Source organism: Streptomyces sp. NBC_01244 (genome assembly GCF_035987325.1).
Lineage (GTDB): Bacteria > Actinomycetota > Actinomycetes > Streptomycetales > Streptomycetaceae > Streptomyces.
Genome location: NZ_CP108488.1, coordinates 9475969 through 9493684, shown reverse-complemented (window position 1 = coordinate 9493684; position 17716 = coordinate 9475969). Strand labels below are relative to the sequence as shown.

Annotated in this window: 13 protein-coding genes and 1 pseudogene; 9 read left to right on the top strand and 5 right to left on the bottom strand. The window is 68.3% G+C overall.

Annotated features, from left to right (window positions below):
- Positions 1-149: 149 nt before the first annotated feature.
- From OG247_RS42260 to OG247_RS42240, 5 genes are all read left to right on the top strand, one after another.
- The gene (locus tag OG247_RS42260; protein WP_327257267.1) at positions 150-6722 is read left to right on the top strand and encodes an RHS repeat-associated core domain-containing protein; all 6573 of its coding nucleotides are present in this window, start codon (positions 150-152) and stop codon (positions 6720-6722) included.
- Positions 6723-6725: 3 nt separating this feature from the next.
- Complete coding sequence (locus tag OG247_RS42255; RefSeq protein WP_327257266.1) at positions 6726-7148, top strand: hypothetical protein; 423 nt, start codon at positions 6726-6728, stop codon at positions 7146-7148.
- 216 nt (positions 7149-7364) lie between these two features.
- Complete coding sequence (locus OG247_RS42250) at positions 7365-7736, top strand: hypothetical protein (protein WP_327257265.1); 372 nt, start codon at positions 7365-7367, stop codon at positions 7734-7736.
- 32 nt (positions 7737-7768) lie between these two features.
- On the top strand, positions 7769-8179 hold the full coding sequence (locus tag OG247_RS42245) for a hypothetical protein (protein WP_327257264.1): 411 nt from the start codon (positions 7769-7771) through the stop codon (positions 8177-8179).
- A gap of 116 nt (positions 8180-8295) precedes the next feature.
- Positions 8296-8832: a hypothetical protein gene (locus OG247_RS42240; RefSeq protein WP_327257263.1), complete on the top strand. Its 537-nt coding sequence runs from the start codon at positions 8296-8298 to the stop codon at positions 8830-8832.
- Between the two features lie 9 nt (positions 8833-8841).
- On the opposite strand, the gene OG247_RS42235 is transcribed toward OG247_RS42240, so the two are convergent.
- A complete protein-coding gene (locus OG247_RS42235) occupies positions 8842-9567 on the bottom strand; it encodes a DNA polymerase Y family protein (protein WP_327257262.1) in 726 nt (241 codons plus the stop codon).
- Positions 9568-9767: 200 nt separating this feature from the next.
- On the opposite strand from OG247_RS42235, the gene OG247_RS42230 reads away from it, so the two are divergent.
- The 3 genes from OG247_RS42230 (at position 9768) to OG247_RS42220 (ending at position 13591) form a co-directional block, all read left to right on the top strand.
- A complete protein-coding gene (locus OG247_RS42230; protein WP_442813695.1) occupies positions 9768-10904 on the top strand; it encodes a tyrosine-type recombinase/integrase in 1137 nt (378 codons plus the stop codon).
- Positions 10901-11248, top strand: a complete 348-nt coding sequence (locus tag OG247_RS42225) for a helix-turn-helix domain-containing protein (RefSeq protein ID WP_327257261.1) — start codon at positions 10901-10903, stop codon at positions 11246-11248. The genes OG247_RS42230 and OG247_RS42225 overlap by 4 nt, the downstream gene beginning before the upstream one ends.
- A gap of 291 nt (positions 11249-11539) precedes the next feature.
- Positions 11540-13591 (top strand): tyrosine-type recombinase/integrase, encoded by a 2052-nt coding sequence (locus OG247_RS42220; protein WP_327257260.1) that lies wholly within the window; start codon positions 11540-11542, stop codon positions 13589-13591.
- 41 nt (positions 13592-13632) lie between these two features.
- Here OG247_RS42220 and OG247_RS42215 read toward each other — a convergent pair whose 3' ends face one another.
- The gene (locus OG247_RS42215) at positions 13633-14742 is read right to left on the bottom strand and encodes an FAD-dependent monooxygenase (protein ID WP_327257259.1); all 1110 of its coding nucleotides are present in this window, start codon (positions 14740-14742) and stop codon (positions 13633-13635) included.
- Positions 14743-14909: 167 nt separating this feature from the next.
- Between OG247_RS42215 and OG247_RS42210 the strand changes: the two genes are divergently transcribed.
- Positions 14910-15917, top strand: a complete 1008-nt coding sequence (locus OG247_RS42210; RefSeq protein WP_327257258.1) for a TetR/AcrR family transcriptional regulator C-terminal domain-containing protein — start codon at positions 14910-14912, stop codon at positions 15915-15917.
- Here OG247_RS42210 and OG247_RS42205 read toward each other — a convergent pair.
- The 3 genes and pseudogenes from OG247_RS42205 to OG247_RS42195 all read right to left on the bottom strand — a co-directional run.
- Positions 15869-16843, bottom strand: coding sequence for a DinB/UmuC family translesion DNA polymerase (locus OG247_RS42205; protein ID WP_327257257.1), 975 nt, complete (start codon positions 16841-16843; stop codon positions 15869-15871). The genes OG247_RS42210 and OG247_RS42205 overlap by 49 nt on opposite strands.
- Complete coding sequence (locus OG247_RS42200; RefSeq protein ID WP_327257256.1) at positions 16840-17241, bottom strand: Y-family DNA polymerase; 402 nt, start codon at positions 17239-17241, stop codon at positions 16840-16842. The genes OG247_RS42205 and OG247_RS42200 overlap by 4 nt, the downstream gene beginning before the upstream one ends.
- Positions 17242-17253: 12 nt before the next feature.
- Positions 17254-17619 (bottom strand): annotated as a pseudogene (locus OG247_RS42195) (DNA polymerase III subunit alpha); the annotation flags it as partial.
- Positions 17620-17716: the final 97 nt, after the last annotated feature.

Below are 17716 nucleotides of genomic sequence, written 5' to 3'. Positions count from 1 at the left end.
AGCCAGGGCCCGCGCTTAGCGGCCGGGGCCGCAGACCGCGGCCCCGGCCTGCCGGCCCCCATGTCTACGCCGTGTGCCCATCACCAGTCACACACACCCCTACCCCGCGGCTCGTCCGCTCTGGAGATTTTGTGTTCAAAAGAAGTCCGTTGGCGAGAACACCGATCATCGGAGTCCTCGCCCTGGCCATATCCGTGTCCGGCGCGATCGCACCACTCGCCAGCGCCGCAGATGCACCCGGCCGCCCATCGAGCCCCCAGCACCGGCCTGCCAAGGTGACCTCGGTACCGGTCGCCACGATGGCCTCAGCCGACCTGATCGCCAAACTGAAGGCCGAGGACAAGGCGCAGGCCGAGCGCGCCAAGGCCAACCCGAAGAACACCTGGCCCAAGGCCACCACCCTCACGGGCGACATGAACAACGCCCCGCCCCGGGGCTCGATGGTGACCCTCCGCTCTCCGGGCACGACCGCCCGCTCGGGCATAGCCGCCTCTTCTGGACAGGCCACGGTGCGGGTGCTGGACCAGCAGGCCGCTCGCAAGGCGGGTATCACCGGTGTGCTGTTCACGGCCACCGCCGCCACCCCGGGCAGCGCACGGGTCGCGGTGAACTACGACTCCTTCGCAGCAGCCGTCGGCGGCTCCTGGTCCACGCGCCTGGGCCTTGTCGTCATGCCCGCATGCGCGCTGACCACTCCGGGCAAGGCGGAGTGCCGCACGACGACACCCGTGGCGTCCAGCAACAACCTCGCCAGTCATGAGCTGTCCGCCACCGTCACCGTGGCCGGATCCAAGCCGGCCCCCACGCGCAGCGTCCTGGTCCGGGGTCAGGTCGAGCCGCTCAGTCCGCCGTCGATGGGTGCCGCCTCGGCCGCAACCACGGTGCTCGCGGTGATGGCCACGACCCTCGCCTCGTCCTCGGGCGGTGGCGATTACAAGGCCACCCCGCTCGCCAGCTCTTCCACCTGGGAGGCCGGCGGATCATCTGGATCGTTCAGCTGGTCCTACCCGATCACGGTGCCGCCCGCGGCAGCGGGCCCCATGCCGGCGCTGTCGCTGTCTTACGACACGGGGTCCCTCGACGGCCGCACGGCCAACACCAACAACCAGGGGACCCAGGTCGGTGAGGGCTTCGATCTGACCTCCTCCTACATCGAGCGCAAGTACGGCTCGTGCGAGGACGATGGTCAGGCCGGTAAGTACGACCTGTGCTGGAAGTACGACAACGCCTCCCTCGTCCTGAACGGCAAGGCCAACGAACTCGTCAAGGACCCTTCCGATACGAAGGGCAACACCTGGCGCCTGAAGAACGACGACGGCACGAAGGTCATCCGCGGATATGGCGCCGGCAGCACCGACGACGGTGACCCCGACACCAACCCGGACGACAAGGACGGCGAGTACTGGAAGGTGGTCACCGGCAACGGCACCACCTACACGTTCGGCCTGAACAAGCTCCCTGGCGCACCCGCAGGCACCGAGACCAACTCGGTGTGGACCGTTCCCGTCTTCGGTGACGACGAGAAAGAGCCCGGCTACAAGAAGGGCGCTACCACTACCTTCTCCGGGCGTTCCGTTCAGCAGGCCTGGCGCTGGAACCTGGACCTGGTCCAGGACCTGCAGGGCAACGCCTCCACGTACTGGTACACCAAGGAGGGCAACTACTACGCGAAGAACGGCGACAAGACGGCGCTGGGCTCCTACACGCGCGGTGGCTACCTGAAGGAGATCAAGTACGGGCAGCGGGCCGGCGCGCTCTTCACCGGTATAGCCTCCGGCCGGGTCGCCTTCACCTATGAGGAGCGCTGCGACTCCGACTGCTCCTCACTCACCGAGGACACCGCCGACAACTGGCCCGACGTCCCCTTCGACTCCATCTGCGCCAGCACAGCGACAGACTGCCGGGCCACGGGGCCTTCCTTCTTCACCCGCAAGCGCCTGACCGACATCAACACGCAGGTGTGGTCCACCGCGCTCGAGCCGGACGCTTTCACCGACGTCGACAGCTACGCCCTTGACTCGGCGTACAGGCCACCGGTCGATCTCAACGCTCCGAGCGAGAAGATCCTGGCCCTCAAGTCGATCGTCCGCACCGGCAAGAACGGCACCGACCTCAAGCTGGACCCGGTCGACTTCCAGTACCAGAACCTGCCCAACCGCATCGACGTGCCGCGCGAGAACATTCTGGCGTTCAACCGTCCCCGCATGCAGACCATCACCTCGGAGACCGGGGCGACAACCAGAATCAACCTGACCGACCCGCAGTGTGTCAGCGGCACCAAGATGCCGACCGCGGAAGACAACAACACCGACGCCACCCGGCCCTGCTACCCAGTGAAGTGGAAGCCCAACGGCGGCCCGACCGCGCTGAGCTGGTTCCACAAGTACCGCGTCACCAACGTCACCACCACGGACGCCGTCACCGCCGCCACCGTCTCCACCTCATACGAGTACGAGAAGCCCGCCTGGCGCTACAACGACGACCCCATGACCAAGGAGGAGGACCGCACCTGGTCCAGCTGGCGCGGATACGGCCGGGTCACCACCTACGTCGGCGTCGACTCCAACCGCTCCAAGACCACCAACGTGTACATGCAGGGCATGTACGGCGACAAGACGGCCGACCCGAAGGTCACGCGCACCAACAAGGTACCCGTCATCGACATCGACGGCGCCGGCTCCATCGAGATCTCGGACACCACCGACTACGACCAGCTCGCCGGGTTCCTGCGCCAGTCCGTCACCTACAACGGAGCAGCCGTCCTCTCGGCGTCCCTGAATTTCCCGGGGTACACGAACACAGCTGCCCAGACGGTCTACAAGAAGGACAGCGAAGGCAAGCAGGTCGTCGACAAGACCATCACCGCCTCACGGGTCTATACCTCACGCGCGTCCGGCTACGCCTACCTCACCACCCCGGGCACCTTCCGCAGGACCCAGACCGACTACCAGTACGACGACCTCGGCATGATCACCCGAGTCAACGCCTTCGGTGACCTCTCCGAGAGCGGCGACAACACTTGCACGAACACCTGGTACGCCCGTAACGAAGACGTGGGCCTGACCAGTCTCGTCTCCCGTACCCGGACCGTGGGCCAGGCGTGCGCCGATACCGACGGCAACGACGTCACCGATGACAAGCTGACACTGCCTACCTCGCTCACCAGCCGTGGTGATGTCATCTCCGACACCGCCACCGTCTACGACGACGCCACGGTCACCGGCTGGAAGGATGGGCGCGTCCCGACCAAGGGCCTGGCGACCTGGACCGGCCGGGCCAAGGCCTACCCGGCCGCCAACGGCACCAACCCGCGGACCCCGTCCGAGGCGGACGGCTGGCAGAAGCTCTCCAGCGCCACCTACGACAGCCTCGGCCGGCCCCTGAGTGCCACCGACGCGGCAGGCAACACCGCCACGACCGCCTACACCCCGACGGCAGTCGGCCCCCTCACGGCCACTGTGGGCGCCGCGCCCAAGCTGGAATCGAACGGGCAGACCCACCGGACCTACACATACTTCGACCCCGCCCGCGGTGCGGTGATCAAGGTCGAAGGCGCGAACCAGGACTTCACCAGCAGTTCCTATGACGCGCTTGGCCGTGTCACCGGCAGCTGGCTCCCCAACCGCAGTCAGGCCGCCGGACACTCCCCGAACGTCAAGTACGGGTACTCCTACAAGCGCGGATCCGCACCCTGGACCTCAGTCACCCGTCTCAAGCACGACAACGCCACCTACCGGCCCTCGGTCTACTCGATCTCCGACTCCCTGCTGCGCCCGCTGCAGACCCAGAGCCCCTCCCCCAACGGCGGACGCATCCTCACCGGCACCCGCTACGACTCCCGCGGCCTCGCCGACGACACCTATGCCGACGCCTGGCAAGACAAACTGAAAGACGGCACTGAAGCCAAACCGGACGGCATCTACGCGTCCGTCGCCGCCGGCGGGCCCTTCCCCCGGACCAAGACCACTTTCGACGCCGCGGGTCGGCCCACGACGTCAGAGCTGTTGGTCAACGGCCTCGAAAAGTGGTCCACCATCACCAACTACACCGGCGACTCCGTAGCCACCACCGCCCCTGACGGGGGCACGGCCTCTCGTACCATCACCGACGCCCTGGGACGGACGACGGAAACCCGGACGTACGCGGGTGAGCAGCCCGATGACGCCGCGTACGGTGCCACCCTCGGCACCGCTTACACCAGCGTGAAGTACACGCTCACCCGTGACGGCAAGCCTGCCACGGTCACTGGTCCGGACAGCAGCAAGTGGTTGTACACCTACGACCTCTACGGCCGTCAGCGCACCGCCACCGACCCGGACCGCGGTACGACCACGACGCACTACACGTCCCTGGACCAGGTCTCCAGCACGGACGACGCCCGCGGCACCACGCTCCTGTACTCCTACGACGAGCTCGGCCGCAAGACCGACAAGTGGCAGACCTCCCGCACGGACGCCAACAAGCTGGCCTCCTGGACTTACGACACGATCCTGCGGGGAGCGCCGACCGCAGCCGTCCGCTACGTCGGCGGCACGAGTGGCAAGGCCTACACCAAGGAGATATCCCGGTACGACTCCCTCGGCCGGCCCGCCACAACAGAGCTGACGCTGCCCGCCGACGACCCGCTGGTCACCTCGGGCGCCATCAAGGCGACCACCGCCTACGAGACGAACCTCTGGGAAGACGGCACCGTCTCCACCGCAGTCGAGCCCGCGGCCAGCGGCCTTCCCTCGGAGGCCATCGAGACCGACTACAACGACCACCTGCTGCCGGACGGCCTATCCGGAACCTCCGGATACGTCCAGAGGGCCGACTACTCGCCCCTCGGACAGCTCCAGAAACTGACGCTCTCCCGCTCCGGCGCCCTCGGCGTCAAGGACGTCGACATCCTCAACACCTTCGAGGAAGGCACCGGCCGCCTCAAGGGCACCACCGTCTACGAACCCACCCACGGGCTCGTCCAGGAAGCCACCTACACCCATGACGACGTCGGCAACATCAAGTCGATCTTCGACGCGGCGACCGTCAGCGGTGCCAGCGCGGCCGACTACCAGTGCTTCACCTACGACGGCCAGCGCCGCCTAACCGAAGCCTGGACCCCGAAGACCGCCGACTGCGCCAGCACCGGCCCCACCACGGCCAGCCTCGGAGGTCCCGCCTCCTACTGGAAGTCCTACACCTACAACACAGGCGGCCAGCGCGCCTCGGAAACCACGCACACCGGTTCCAGCACCACCAAACGCACCTACTGCTACGACACCACCCGCAAGCACGCACTCGCCGCCACCACCACCGGCGCCGACTGCACGGGCGTCGCGGACCAGTACACCTATGACGACAGCGGCAACACCACCAAGCGCCTGCGCGCCCCCTCCAGCACCGACAGCCAGAACCTGACCTGGAACGGTGAGAACAAGCTCAGCAAGCTCGTAGAGGGAACCGACACCACTTCGTACTTGTACGACGCTGACGGCGAACTCCTCATCCGCCGCAACACCAGCGGCGAAACCGTCCTCTACGCCGGTGCCACCGAGGTCCACCTCCAAGGCACCAAGAAGTGGGCCAACCGCTACTACACCCTCGGCGGCCAGCGCGTAGCGGTCCGCAGCAACGAGAGTGGCACCTCGAAGGTCTCCTTCCTCGCCAGCGACCACCACGGCACCTCCTCAGTCGCCATCGACAGCGGCGACGAGCAGACCGTCAGCAAGCGCTACATCACCCCCTTCGGCGCCCCCCGCGGCGACACCGTCGGCACCTGGCCGGACGACAAGCGCTTCCTCAGTAAGTCCGCCGACACCAGCACCGGGCTCACCCACATCGGTGCCCGCGAGTACGACCCCTACGCTGGCCAGTTCCTCAGCGTCGACCCGCTTCTGGAACTCGGCAGGCACCAAACCCTCAACGGCTACACCTACGGAGCCAACAACCCCCTCGCGTTCTCCGACCCGACGGGCATGGGCCTCGACGACGGCACCGGCCACACGGAGAGCACAGACCCCAATTCCAGCCAGGGCCGAGGCGTCCCCCGCGGCGGTACTGGCGGCGGCGGCAGTGGAAGTGACCGGAACACCGGAAAGAAGCCTCCGACGTACGATGAAGAGAAAGATAACAGGGACCCCGACCTCAATGAGAAATTCAAGCGTGAACGCATTGCACAGATCCTGGCTGGAATGCACTATGCATCAGAATGGGTCGACGCAGTGGGCGACGGCTTCGAGTACCAGTGCCGCTCACGCGGTGGAGACCAATCGTTCTGCAATGCATACGAAGGGGGTACGGAACTATACGCTTCCACGCTGGTAGCGAAAGCGGCTGGGCAAATTGATGAATCTTGGGCCACCAAGGAGATGAAGATGAAGAACGGTGGAAAGGGATTCGACAACGCTGAATATGCCATCGCGTTCGCGCTTGCCCTCGATGGGCGTAAGGTGATGTCCCGGGATGACACCGACGGATACGGTGACGCTTACGTCGATGGCGTGCGCTCGGAGTTCAAGGCGCCCACGACCTATAATGCCGTCGACAAAAGGCTCAAGAAAGCACATGAGCAGCACGTGAAGGCCGTCTACCTCGACATCCGGGGGGCCGACCTGGACTTCGGGAAGGCGGAGGACAAGGTAAACAATCGGATTCGACAGTGGACCCGCGGCTCGACGGTCGAAGAGGTCTACCTGATCCATGGAACAATGAACGTAACCAGGGTCTACCAAAACCAGGATTGAAGCATGGCCAACGGAGATTTTGAGCTCGAGGTGGGCTACCGCCGGCCCACTGACATTGACGAAATCGAGCAGCTGACCGACACCCTGTCGTCGATCCTCTGCGGAAAACAAGATCAACACCCCGCCGGAGCAGCAGCCACTGTAACTTCAGGCGATTCTGTAAAGGTGCACATTTACGACCGCAGAGAGGAGTGTCAAGAAGATCCCACCACACCCCACAGAACACCAATCGGAATTACAATCCACCTGACGGGTGCAAATCCTAAATGGGGCGACAATCTAGAGTTGGCGCAATTCTTGTACGCCGAGCTTGATCGCCGGCAAGATCTGGACTTGCTCTTGCTCCACGATGACGAGCAACTCGTGGCCCATAATTTCGAAGACTCTTCAACAAGCGGGTTTGGCGAGTTCAGATACTGGCAGTAGTCAGATTTGAGGCCCCACTCTGGCCACGTGGTCGAGACGCAACGTCATCAAAGAAGACGGAGAAGGTGACGGCTCGTTGCCGTCACCTTCGCCAGACAACATCTCGGATTGACGCCTAGCGCACCACACAAGTGGTGCGCTAGGCACCCCTCCTTGAGAGACTAAATCCGCAGCAACCGCAACGCGATCCTCGCCGCCGGTCCGGAAGTTCACCCCGTGGCAGCGGCGGGTCCCATCGTCCTCAAGCGCTGCCTCGGGCTCGCCGCGATGATGCCGCTGTGGTTCCTGACCACCCCGCCTGACGTGGAACCGGTCCCCGGCACCGTCTCCGCCGGGGTGGCTCACGCGGCCGCGACCCTGCACTGGATCGCAGGCCTGTGGCCGTACGCCGGAGCCGCCGCCGTACTGCTTGCCGGCGCACGGGCCTTCCAGGGCGTCATGTACAGCCGCGAGCTCCGCACCCTGGACGCGGCAGCCGAGCACTACGTGCAGGACCGGGACCTCATCGAAGGCACCCGGGCGCTCCTCACCCGCGCACAGAAGGCCCAGAGCACCGGCTCGCCTCTCAGGTCCACCGGCTCGATCTGATCGACCGCCAGCGCAACGAGGTCGTCCTCCCGGTGCAGGTGTGGGAGATCGCGAGCGTTCTGCGCGAGTACAGCCGGCTGTCCGACGGCACGGCGGCGGACAGCTCCCGCGTGGAGGTCGTCGCCCTGCAATCGGCCCGCTGGCAGGCTCTGCGCGTCAGCCGGGACGGCATCGAGCAGTGCATCGCGGTTCTGGAGGAGTACGCCGCGCAGGTCTGCGAGGCCGACCTGCGCTACCGGGAACTCCAGCAGATCCAGCGCCTGGTCGAGGGCATTGCCGAAGCACTCGACCTTCTGGCCCGTGCCGCGGCCGACGCTCTGGCTGTCGCGGAGATCGAGGCCATGGGCACGGAGGCCGTCATCGTCGCGAAGGCCTTCTCCACCGCCCTGGACCGGGCGTCCGCCGCCGCCGTGATCGCCCTGCCCACCCGGGCCTCGGCCTGAGCGGGCAGACGGTTCGCGGGCATGGTGACAGTGTGCTGCTGTTGGCGGCCGTCGCGGGCGGTGGGGCCGGGCGTGCCTTCGGTGGTACCGGGTCAGGTGTGCGCGACAGTGATCATGTGAACCGCCGGACCCTCCCCCTGCTCCTCGCTGTCCTCCTGGCCACGGCGGGGTGCGTCTCCGTCGCCCCCGTCGACAACAAGCCCCCGCAGGACCGGACGAAAGCCTCGGTCCCGGCCCCCGCTGCCCAGCGGGAGACCGGTGGGGCGCTGCCGCTGACGCCGTTGCCCGACAGCCGGCCGCCCGCTCCTGCCGTGGTGATCGCGCCCGAGGAGAACCCGTCGGCCGTACCCCCTCGCCGGGAACAGCCCCGCACGACGAAGGCCGACGGATCGGGCACGGGAGCGCGGACGGTACGGCAGCGGGTGAAAGCGAAGCAGTCCAGCCCGCAGCGCCCGGCCTCGAAAGCCAAGGTGAAGGCCAAAGTGAAGGCGAAGCCGCGCAAGGTGCGGACGTCGAAGCCCGCGGTTCCTCAGCGCTCCCGCCCGGCTGCGGTCCCGGCTCCGGGTCGTGTCTCCATGGCCGAACTGTGCCGCTCCTCGCACGGGGTCACCAGTCCGGCCATCACCCAGCTCTGCCACGGCACATACAGGTGACCAAGAGGTTCAGCGCGCAGCGTGCGCCAGGCTGGCGGGCTTGATTGCGCCATCCCCGTAGCGGTTTCGGGCCCGGTCCGCGACGGCCTCGATGGCCAGCAACTTGTCGACGTCGGGGTCGAAGGTGAGCTGGCGCGGCGCCTCGTCGGCCGCACGCAGGCCCTGTGCTCGCAAGGAGATCGCTCGTACGCGCGCACGTTGCAGGGAGAGCGTGGCGTACAGGTCGTAGGCGGTGCGGGTGAGGAGGAAGGTGTGGGCGGTGGCTTCCGGGAGGGTGCGGCTGCGGGTGGTGGTGGAGCCGTCCGCGTAGCGCACGGTCAGGGCCACGGCTGACGCGGCCTTGTGGTCAGCGCGCAGGATGGCGCCGAGGTGCCCGGTCAGTGTGAGGAGGGCTCGGTGGTGCTCGACGGGGTCGAGTTCGTCGGTGGGGAAGCGGTGCTCGGCGCTGATGGACTGGGCGATCGGTTCGGCGAGGACGGGCCGGTGGTCGTGGCCGTGGGCGGCTTCGTGGAGGGCTCTTCCGAGGGCGATACCGAGGAGGCGTTGGAGGGTGAGCAGGGGGACGTCGGCGAGGTTGCCGATGGTGTGCAGGCCGTGGAGGGCCAGGGTTTTGGCGGTGGCCGGCCCGACCCCGAGGAGCAGGCCTACTGGGCGGGGCCGCAGGAAGGCACGGATCGCGGCGGGATCGTCGGGGATCGTGCGCAGTTCACCGGGTGGGGTGACGGCGGCGGCCATCGCGGCCAGGGCGCAACTGGAGTTCCGACGGGTTCCGGTCGAGCCCTGGATGCTTCGTTGGTCCTGTTCGCACTGGTCAAGAGGGGTGGCGGAAGTTCCACGCGAACGTGTGAAAATTTGCTGCTTTCTCCAGGATTTCAGGAGTTCCCACCGTAATTTTCCTACTTGTGGTGGATTCCGGTACCCGCCGTTTCACGCTGATCGGCGGGAGCGGTACGACGACAGAATCGGCTGGGCCGCAGGACGGTCTGGCCGATGTGGTGACGCTGCAGCGCCGCGCTGCGACGGGGGCGTCGCGGGACGACGAGCGGGCTCTGTTCCAGGACACCTTGGCGGAGTACTGCTGGGCGCGGGACGTCGCCGGTCTCGCCGGGAGCACGCTGAATCAGCTGATCCAGCCGGTGATCGAGGTGTGCGGCTTCTACGACATCGTGCCGTGGGAGCTGAGCCCGCGGGCCCTGGACCAGTACTTCTCCGGGCCGGGTAAACGCGCTCACTCGACGAACCGGCAGAAGATCACGAAGATCGACCACTACTTCGCGTTCCTGGAGCAGCGCTACGCCGGCGAGATCCTGCGCCGGTTCGGGGCGGCGGTCGCCTCACCGGTGGACGCGTTCAACCGGCCCCGGCACCGGGGTGATTTCGGGCTGAGGATCCCGCCGTCCCAGGCGGAGATGAAGGTGTTCTTCACCGCCTGGCGCGGTGTCCTCGCGGACTCACGGAAGTACCCGGTCGCGGTCCGGAACTACGTCATGGCGAAGGTCGCCTACCTCTCCGGGGTGCGGGCGACCGAGCTGTGCCTGGTCCGGCTCGGGGACCTGCACTGGGACAACGGCCAATGGGGCCGCTTCCTCGTACGGGGCAAAGGCGCCCGCGGCTCCGGTGCCCGGGAGCGCGAGGCGTTCATGTTCGCCGAGGGTCGTGAGCTGCTGTGGTGGTACGTCGAGGAGATCCGGGGCCTGTTCCACGATGATCCCCTCGACCCGTACGCACCGCTTTTCCCCTCCGAGCGGCTGCCGACCTCCCTCGCGTCGGACGTGGCGGGGGCGGAACCGGTCCACGCGGACACCTTCCGCCGGGCGCTGCGCGCCGCGTCGCTTGCACATCTGTCGGGCACGGTGACGGTGCTCTTCCCGCATTTGCTGCGGCACGCGTGCGCGACCCACAACTACGAGTCGGGGATGCCGTTGTGGGATGTGCAGGTACTGCTCGGGCACGAGTGGCCAACCACGACGGTCGGCTACCTGGCCACCGCGAAGGGCGACCCCGAGCGGTCCAGTCTGGAATCGTCCCGGCGTGCTGTTCGCCGGCTGGAGTGGGGAGGCGTGACACGGTGAAGTGGAACCTGCGGTGGGCGGCCGCGAAGCGGGACATCTGGCGACCCAGTCACCTCAAGGCCGCGTTCGAAGAGGTCGGGTTCACCCCGTCGCTGAGCAAGGTGGCCGCGTTGTGGTCAGGCAAGCCGGTGACAGTCCGGCTGGAAGACCTCGACATGATCTGCGCCGCACTCGGCTGTACGGTCGCGGACCTGATGGAGGCCGAGCCCGTCGCCGCCACCGGGACGGCGGAGCCCGATCTCAGGGCGGCGGCCGGCGAGCGTCCGCGGGCCGGAAGCGGCGGAAGGCCGGTACCGAGGCAGCCAGGTGGCCGCGGCGCGCCCTGCGGCCTCCCGCCGAACTGACCCATGACCGCGAGGAAGGCTGGGTCGTGCGGGCTGTGTGGGCTGTGGGGCCGGGTCACAAGCATGGGCCTGTGCGTGGACTGCCGGGCGGAGACGTACCGGATGAAGACGGGAAGATTGCGGCAGGCCGCGTGCCGACGCTGCGGCTGGCCGGCGATCGTCGGTGTCGACGGAACGTGCCGGGGATGCCGGACCTCCGTCCGCCTCGGTGAGGACGAGGACTGGCTGCAGGCCGAAATCCAGCGCCAGGATTTGGCGCCTGGGCGGCCTCGGCAACTGGCCCTGGAAATCGTGGGTCTACCCCTGAGGAGCTTCCCACCCCGGTATGCAGCAACAGGCCCGGCCGCCCACCGGCCCGTATGGGCCCGGGGCCAGCACGCCGAGCGGCAGGATGATCCGGGCGTCTGCGTCGAAGAGGTCCCCGGCCAGCTCGGCCTCTTCGCGCCCTGGCCGCGAGCCTTCACCCGGGACCACGGACGACGGATCGGCGGCCGCGACATCCCCGGCCTCGGCCTCGTCCTCACCGCCCTCACCGCGATGGCCGCCGAGCGCGGCGTCAGCCCGACGTGGCTGTTCCACACCGGAGACGGCGCCCGCCTCGCGCTCGCCTCCCGCCCTCCCACCGACCACCTCGTCGCTCCCGAAACGCTCGCCGACCTCCCGCAGATGCGCCCCACCCTTCACGAAGCCCTGAAGCGAGCCGGGCTCCTGGACCGTGCCAGGCCGCGTCTTGTTCCGGCCTGGTGGTCCAAGGGCCAGGGCAGCTGCCACGACTGCCTGGCCTGGACGAACGAGAACGTCCAGCGGTGCACGGAATGCGAGATGTGGCGTTACCGGCACCCGACCGGCTGCTGCCACCGCTGCGAGCGTGAGCTGCCGCTACACGACGGCTACTGCCGACGCTGTGTGCGCTTCCTCGCCGAGACCGCGTACGACATCGACGGGATTGCCCTGGAAGGCGCCGACCAGCTGTGGTTCGGCGGCCCCTACGCGCCGCGTCAGCGGACAACCGTGAACCGGGCCGGCGAACAGACCGGCCTCTACGGGCACCGCCGCCTACAGAGCAAGCGACGCAGCGTGGTCGGTGGCTCCCGCACGGCTGCCCGCCCGGTCTCCGAGCACCTGGGCCTGCCCGGCCAGCTCATGATGTTTCACCTGCCCAGAGACTGGACCCGCCTCGACGGCCGTCCCCGGCCTCCGCTCACCCCGGCCGCACAACGGCTCGTGGAAGGGTTCTCCACCTACATCCGGGCACGTGGCTGGAGCGTGATCAGCGGCCAGCCGAGCCTGAACGCCCTACGGCTCCTCCTTTCACACCTCGGTGTGGACGCCCCGATCCACGAAGCTGACATCCGCCTCCTCGCCCGCCGCGAGGGCTGCTGTGCTCCAAGAGTGATCAACTACCTCCGCTCGGTTGGCCTCCTGGTCCCCGACGCGAAGTCCGACGCCTTCCTCGCCTCCGCCCGCCGCCACGCCGACGACGTGCCGGCTCCCTTCCGTGACGGGGTCCACCGCTGGATCGACGTTCTGTGCAATACCGGGTCACAGCCCAGCCTGCCCCTGGCACCCTCCACCGTCTGCGGCTACGTGCGCCGCGTCCGTTCCTGCCTACAGTCCTGGCACGAGGCTGGCATCGACGACCTCCGCGCCATCACCCGCGACCACGTCCAGAACGCGCTCGCGGGACTCACCGGCGAGCCAAGGAAGGGCACCGGCGTCGCCATCCACTCGTTCTTCCGCGCACTGAAACGCGAAAAGTTGATCTTCCGGGACCCGGCCCGCAACATCAGCCTCACCACCGCCCGGCCGCTGCCCCGACCCATGCCGGATCAACAGCTCGCCGGAGCCCTGGACCGGCTGCCCCAGGTCCGCAACAAGCTCAGCCTTGCCCTGGCCGCAGTCCACGCCCTGAGCGTCCACGACCAGCGCGGTCTCCTCCTTGACGATCTCCACCGCAGCCGCGGACAGCTGACCGTACGCAGGACCGGGCGCCTCGATCACATCGTCTACCTCGACGAACTCACCCACCAGCTCATCACCGCCTGGCTCGCCGAGCGGCACCGGCGCTGGCCCGCCGGCACCAACCCCCACCTCCTGGTCACCGCACAAACCTGCGACGACGACACCCACCCACGCATCAGCAGCAGCGCCATCAACACACCGCTGCGGCGTATCGGTCTCCAGACCGGCCGTCTGCGCGCCGACCGCATCCTCGACGAGGCCCGGCACACCGAAGACCCCGTCCACCTCATCCGCCTCTTCGGACTCGCTCCCATCACCGCGATGCGCTACCTGAACGCCGCCCACCCCGAACGCTCCCGTCCTCTGCCTATCGCCCCGTAGCGCTGCTCCTGCGTGCTTTGGTGTCCGTTCGGGACAGGACATCAGCTGTCCAGGGAGAGTGCGTTCTTGGCGTGCCCGAGGGATGCCTCGGAGGCGGGTCCGCCGGGATTCTCGGTGGCCAGGGCCTGGTTGAGGGTGCCGAAGGGGCGCATCCGCTGCTCGTAGCGGGCATACGCGGTGCGGTGGTCGCCCATGCCCTGGGCCAGGCAGTCGGCCAGCACGTGGGCGCCCACGAGGGCGAGGCTGGTGCCCTGCCCGGAGAGGGGGGAAGGGCAGTAGCCGGCGTCTCCCAGCAGAGTCACCCGGCCCCGCGACCACTGGTCCATGCGGATCTGGGCCATGGCGTCGCAGTAGAAGTCGGGCGCCTGCCGGGCGGCCTCGGCCAGGCGGGTCCCTTCCCACCGCATCGACGCGAGCTTGTCGACGACGAGTTGCCGGAGGGCGGCGCCGTCGCGGAGGTCGTGGGCTAGAGGGGCGGACTCGAAGCCGAAGGCGATCCTGAGTTCGGTGTTGCCGCGTACAGGCATGATGCCGAAGCCCGCGTCGCCGTCCCGCAGCCACACCTGCCAGTGGTCCAGGGCGAGGAAGTTGTCCGCGCTGAACACCGAGAGGTAGCTGCCCAGGTGATGGGCGTAACGCTCCTCCGGACCGAAGGCCAGGCGCCGTACGGTGGAGTGGAGGCCGTCGGCCCCGACCACGAGGTCGAAGACTCGGGACGGCCCGTGCGCGAAGTCGACGCGTACCCCGGTCTCGTCTTCGTCGAGCGCGGTGATGCTGTCGCCGAAGAGGTACTCGACGCCTGCGCTCGCGTGCTCGTGCACCATCCGGACCAGGTCCTCGCGCAGCACCTCGATGTCTTCGCTGTCGAGCCGGCCGCTGCTGAAGGTCGCCTCGGTGGAGCGGTCGACCTCGTGGCCGTCGGGGTCGAGGATCGACATGCCGCGCATGCGGGTCCGTACCCTGCTCGCCTGCTCCAGCAGGTCCATCCGCTCCACGACTTGGAGCGCGACGCCGCGGATGTCCACGGCCTGGCCGCCGGGGCGTCGGCCCGGAGCGCGTTCGACGACGGTGGGCGCGAAGCCGTGGCGGCGCAGCCAGTAGGCGAGGACGGGCCCGGCGATGCCGCCACCGGAGATGAGTACGGTCTGCATGAGAAGCCCCTCTAGTGGCTTGTACGGTGTACGCGCTCTGAACGTACGTCGTACGCACAGCCCCGCTCAACTGGCCAGATGCAAGGCCTGTACTAGAGCAGGCGCCTTCCACTCGATGTTGCCGCTGCTACCCTCTGCACTAGTACAAGAGAGGAAGGTGGCAGGACGTGACGAAGACCACAGGCCCAGCCAGTGATCCGCCCTATCTGCGCATCGTCGCCGGGATCCGGCAGCGCATCGCGGACGGTGAACTCGCCCCCGGGGACCGAGTTCCCTCGACCCGGCAGATCGCCCGGGAATGGGGCGTCGCACTCGCCACCGCCACCAAGGCCCTGACCACCCTGCGTCTGGAGGGACTCGTCGAGGCCCGGCCCCGGATCGGCACGGTCGTCGCCGGAACCGCCGTCGCCGCGCCGGCCCGCAGGCGCCCGTCACCCGCCCCGGACACCGAGCAGGAGCTGAGCCTCGACCGGATCGTCCGTACCGCCATCGAGATCGCCGACGCCGAAGGGCTCTCGGCGCTCTCCATGCGCGGCGTCGCGGCCCGGCTCGGCGTCGCGGCGATGTCCACCTACCGGTACGTCCCGAGCAAGGAAGACCTCGTCCTGCACATGGCCGACGCCGCGTTCGGCGAGGAGTCCTACGGCGCGGACGCCCCCGAGGGCTGGCGTACCCGCATCGAGCTGGGAGCCCGGACTCTGTGGAGCCTGTACCGGAAGCACCCCTGGCTGGCCCAGCTCGGCTCCCTCACGCGCCCGTTGCTCGTGCCCAATCTGATGGTCCACGGCGAGTGGATGCTGGGCGCCCTCGACGGCCACGGTCTCGACCCCACGACGCTGTTCGACATCCACGTCCTGCTCTACAGCCATGTCCAGGGCCTGGCGGTGCACCTGGAGATGGAAGCGCACGCCGAAGCCGCCACGGGTCAGTCGGAGGACCAGTGGATGGACAGCCGTGCCCCCGCCCTCCGGGACCTGGTGGAATCCGGCCGCTTCCCGACCTTCACCAAGGTGGTCGGAGCCTTCGGGGACGGCTATGACCTGCGTCTCGACGCGCTCTTCGAATTCGGTCTCAAGGCACTTCTCGACGGCTTGACTTCCATCGTCGAAGGTCACAAAGCTGATCCTCAGGCCGCCGTGATGGCGGCCGCCGGGCCGACCGTACCCGGCCCGTAGCGGCGGTTGAGGGCGTCGATGACCGGCTCAGCACGCACACGCGCTTCACGGACGGGATCAAAGGTCAACTGCGTCGGCGCCTGCGCGCCGTCGACGGTCTGGGCCGTCAGGGCGATCCGGCGGATCCGGGCACGCTGCAGCCCGAAACCGTCCAGCACCTCGTACACCACCCGGCGCACGTCATCGGTGTGAGCGGAGGCCATCGGCAGGGTCCGGGTCTTCGCCAGTTCACTCCGGTCGGCCATGCGGACGGTCACGGTGACGGTACGCGCGGCCTGTCCGCGTGAGCGCAGGAGTGCCCCGAGCTCCGTGGTGAGCCGAAGCGCGGTGGCGCGTACCTGCGGCCCGTCGAGGACGTCGCCGGGGAAGTCTGCCCGGAGGCTGACCGACAGCGGCCCCCGCCCGGGGGCGACGGCACGGCGGTCGATTCCCCGCGCCTGCTCCAGCAGAGCCGGCCCGGGCCTGCCGAGAACCCGCGCTGCCGTGACGGCGGGCAGATCCGCGAGCTGCCCGATGGTGTTGACCCCGAGCGTCCGGATTTGCGCCGCCGCGGTGCGCTGGATCCCGTAGAGGTCCTCGATGGGCAGCGGCCTGAGGAACGAGCTGGTCTCGGACGGCATGACCAGCAGCAGCCCCCTCTCCCCGGCACGGGCGGACGCCATGGCCGCCACCGACCACGACGGGCCGACCCCCACCGACATGCCGAGCCCGTACAGCGCGAGAACCTGAAGACGGAGCCGGTTCGCGAGGCCCACGGGGTCCACGGCGAACAGACGAAGAGCGCCGGACATCTGCGCGATCGCGGCCGAAGGCGGCAACGCTTGAGCGACCGGGGTGAACCGGCGGAGGACCTCCATAAGCTCGGGCAGCCCGCGGCCGCCGTCACTACGGAGGAGCCGGATGTGGAAGAACACCGGCTGCTTCATGTCCACCACCCCCTCTGACTGATCGCCCGGCAGAAACTGCCTCCGCCGAACCTGCCGCCCTCCAAGGGCCGCAACGCACATCGAGCGACGGGTTCCCTGGTGGAGCCATCCGGGAATCGTCGAACCCACTGGGTTCGGTTGGGGCCGGTTCCGATCGTGGTGTGGAGTCCCGTGTGCGCGGTGATGCGGAGGCGGACGAGGTGGGCGAGGCCTTCGGTGCTCTGGTCGAAGTAGCGGCGGGCGCCGGTGATGTCGATGACGACGGCATCGGGCGGCAGCGCCTGTACGGCCGGGGTGATGTCGCGCAGCAGGGCGAGGACCTGCTCGTACCGGTCGGTGTCGGCGGGGGTGCGGCCGTGCAGGTGGATGTGGAGGATGCTCCGGGCCGTGGTGGTCATCGCGATCACCTCCGCCGATCCCGGGCTCCGGTGCCCGAGACGCCGCAGATCTGCCGACCTGGTCCCCGCGGGCTGGAGATCAGCGAACGCGTGGGTGCGAGCCCCCGCGGTTCCGTCGAGCAGGGTTCGGCCGGGGCGCGGGCTGGGATTCTGGGCTGGGGTGGGTGCGGGTGTGGTGCGGCCGAGGAGGTCGAGGGCGGCCTGGGGACCGTGGTCACGGCGTGCGAGCGCGACGTCTTCCAGGTTCCAGGCCCTCTCACCGACGACGGTGCGCCTGCTGCCGCGGCGCTCGATAATCCCGCGGACCAGGAGCAGTCCGGACTGGAGGATCGTGCGAGCGCAGGCGTCGTGCGAGTCCTCGAAAAAGGCGACGTCGACCGAAGATCACAATCAACCAACCTGCGCAGTCACACCACGGCGTCGACAGCCTCCCGCCGTATCGTGCGCCTCGGCCCGTCCGGCCGTCTCCGTGCTG

Coding starts and splice junctions, on each gene's coding strand:
- OG247_RS42255 (WP_327257266.1), top strand. CDS start 6,726: ATGGCCAACGGAGATTTTGAGCTCGAGGTGGGCTACCGCCGGCCCACT.
- OG247_RS42235 (WP_327257262.1), bottom strand. CDS start 9,567: ATGGCCGCCGCCGTCACCCCACCCGGTGAACTGCGCACGATCCCCGAC.
- OG247_RS42215 (WP_327257259.1), bottom strand. CDS start 14,742: ATGCAGACCGTACTCATCTCCGGTGGCGGCATCGCCGGGCCCGTCCTC.
- OG247_RS42205 (WP_327257257.1), bottom strand. CDS start 16,843: ATGAAGCAGCCGGTGTTCTTCCACATCCGGCTCCTCCGTAGTGACGGC.
- OG247_RS42200 (WP_327257256.1), bottom strand. CDS start 17,241: ATGACCACCACGGCCCGGAGCATCCTCCACATCCACCTGCACGGCCGC.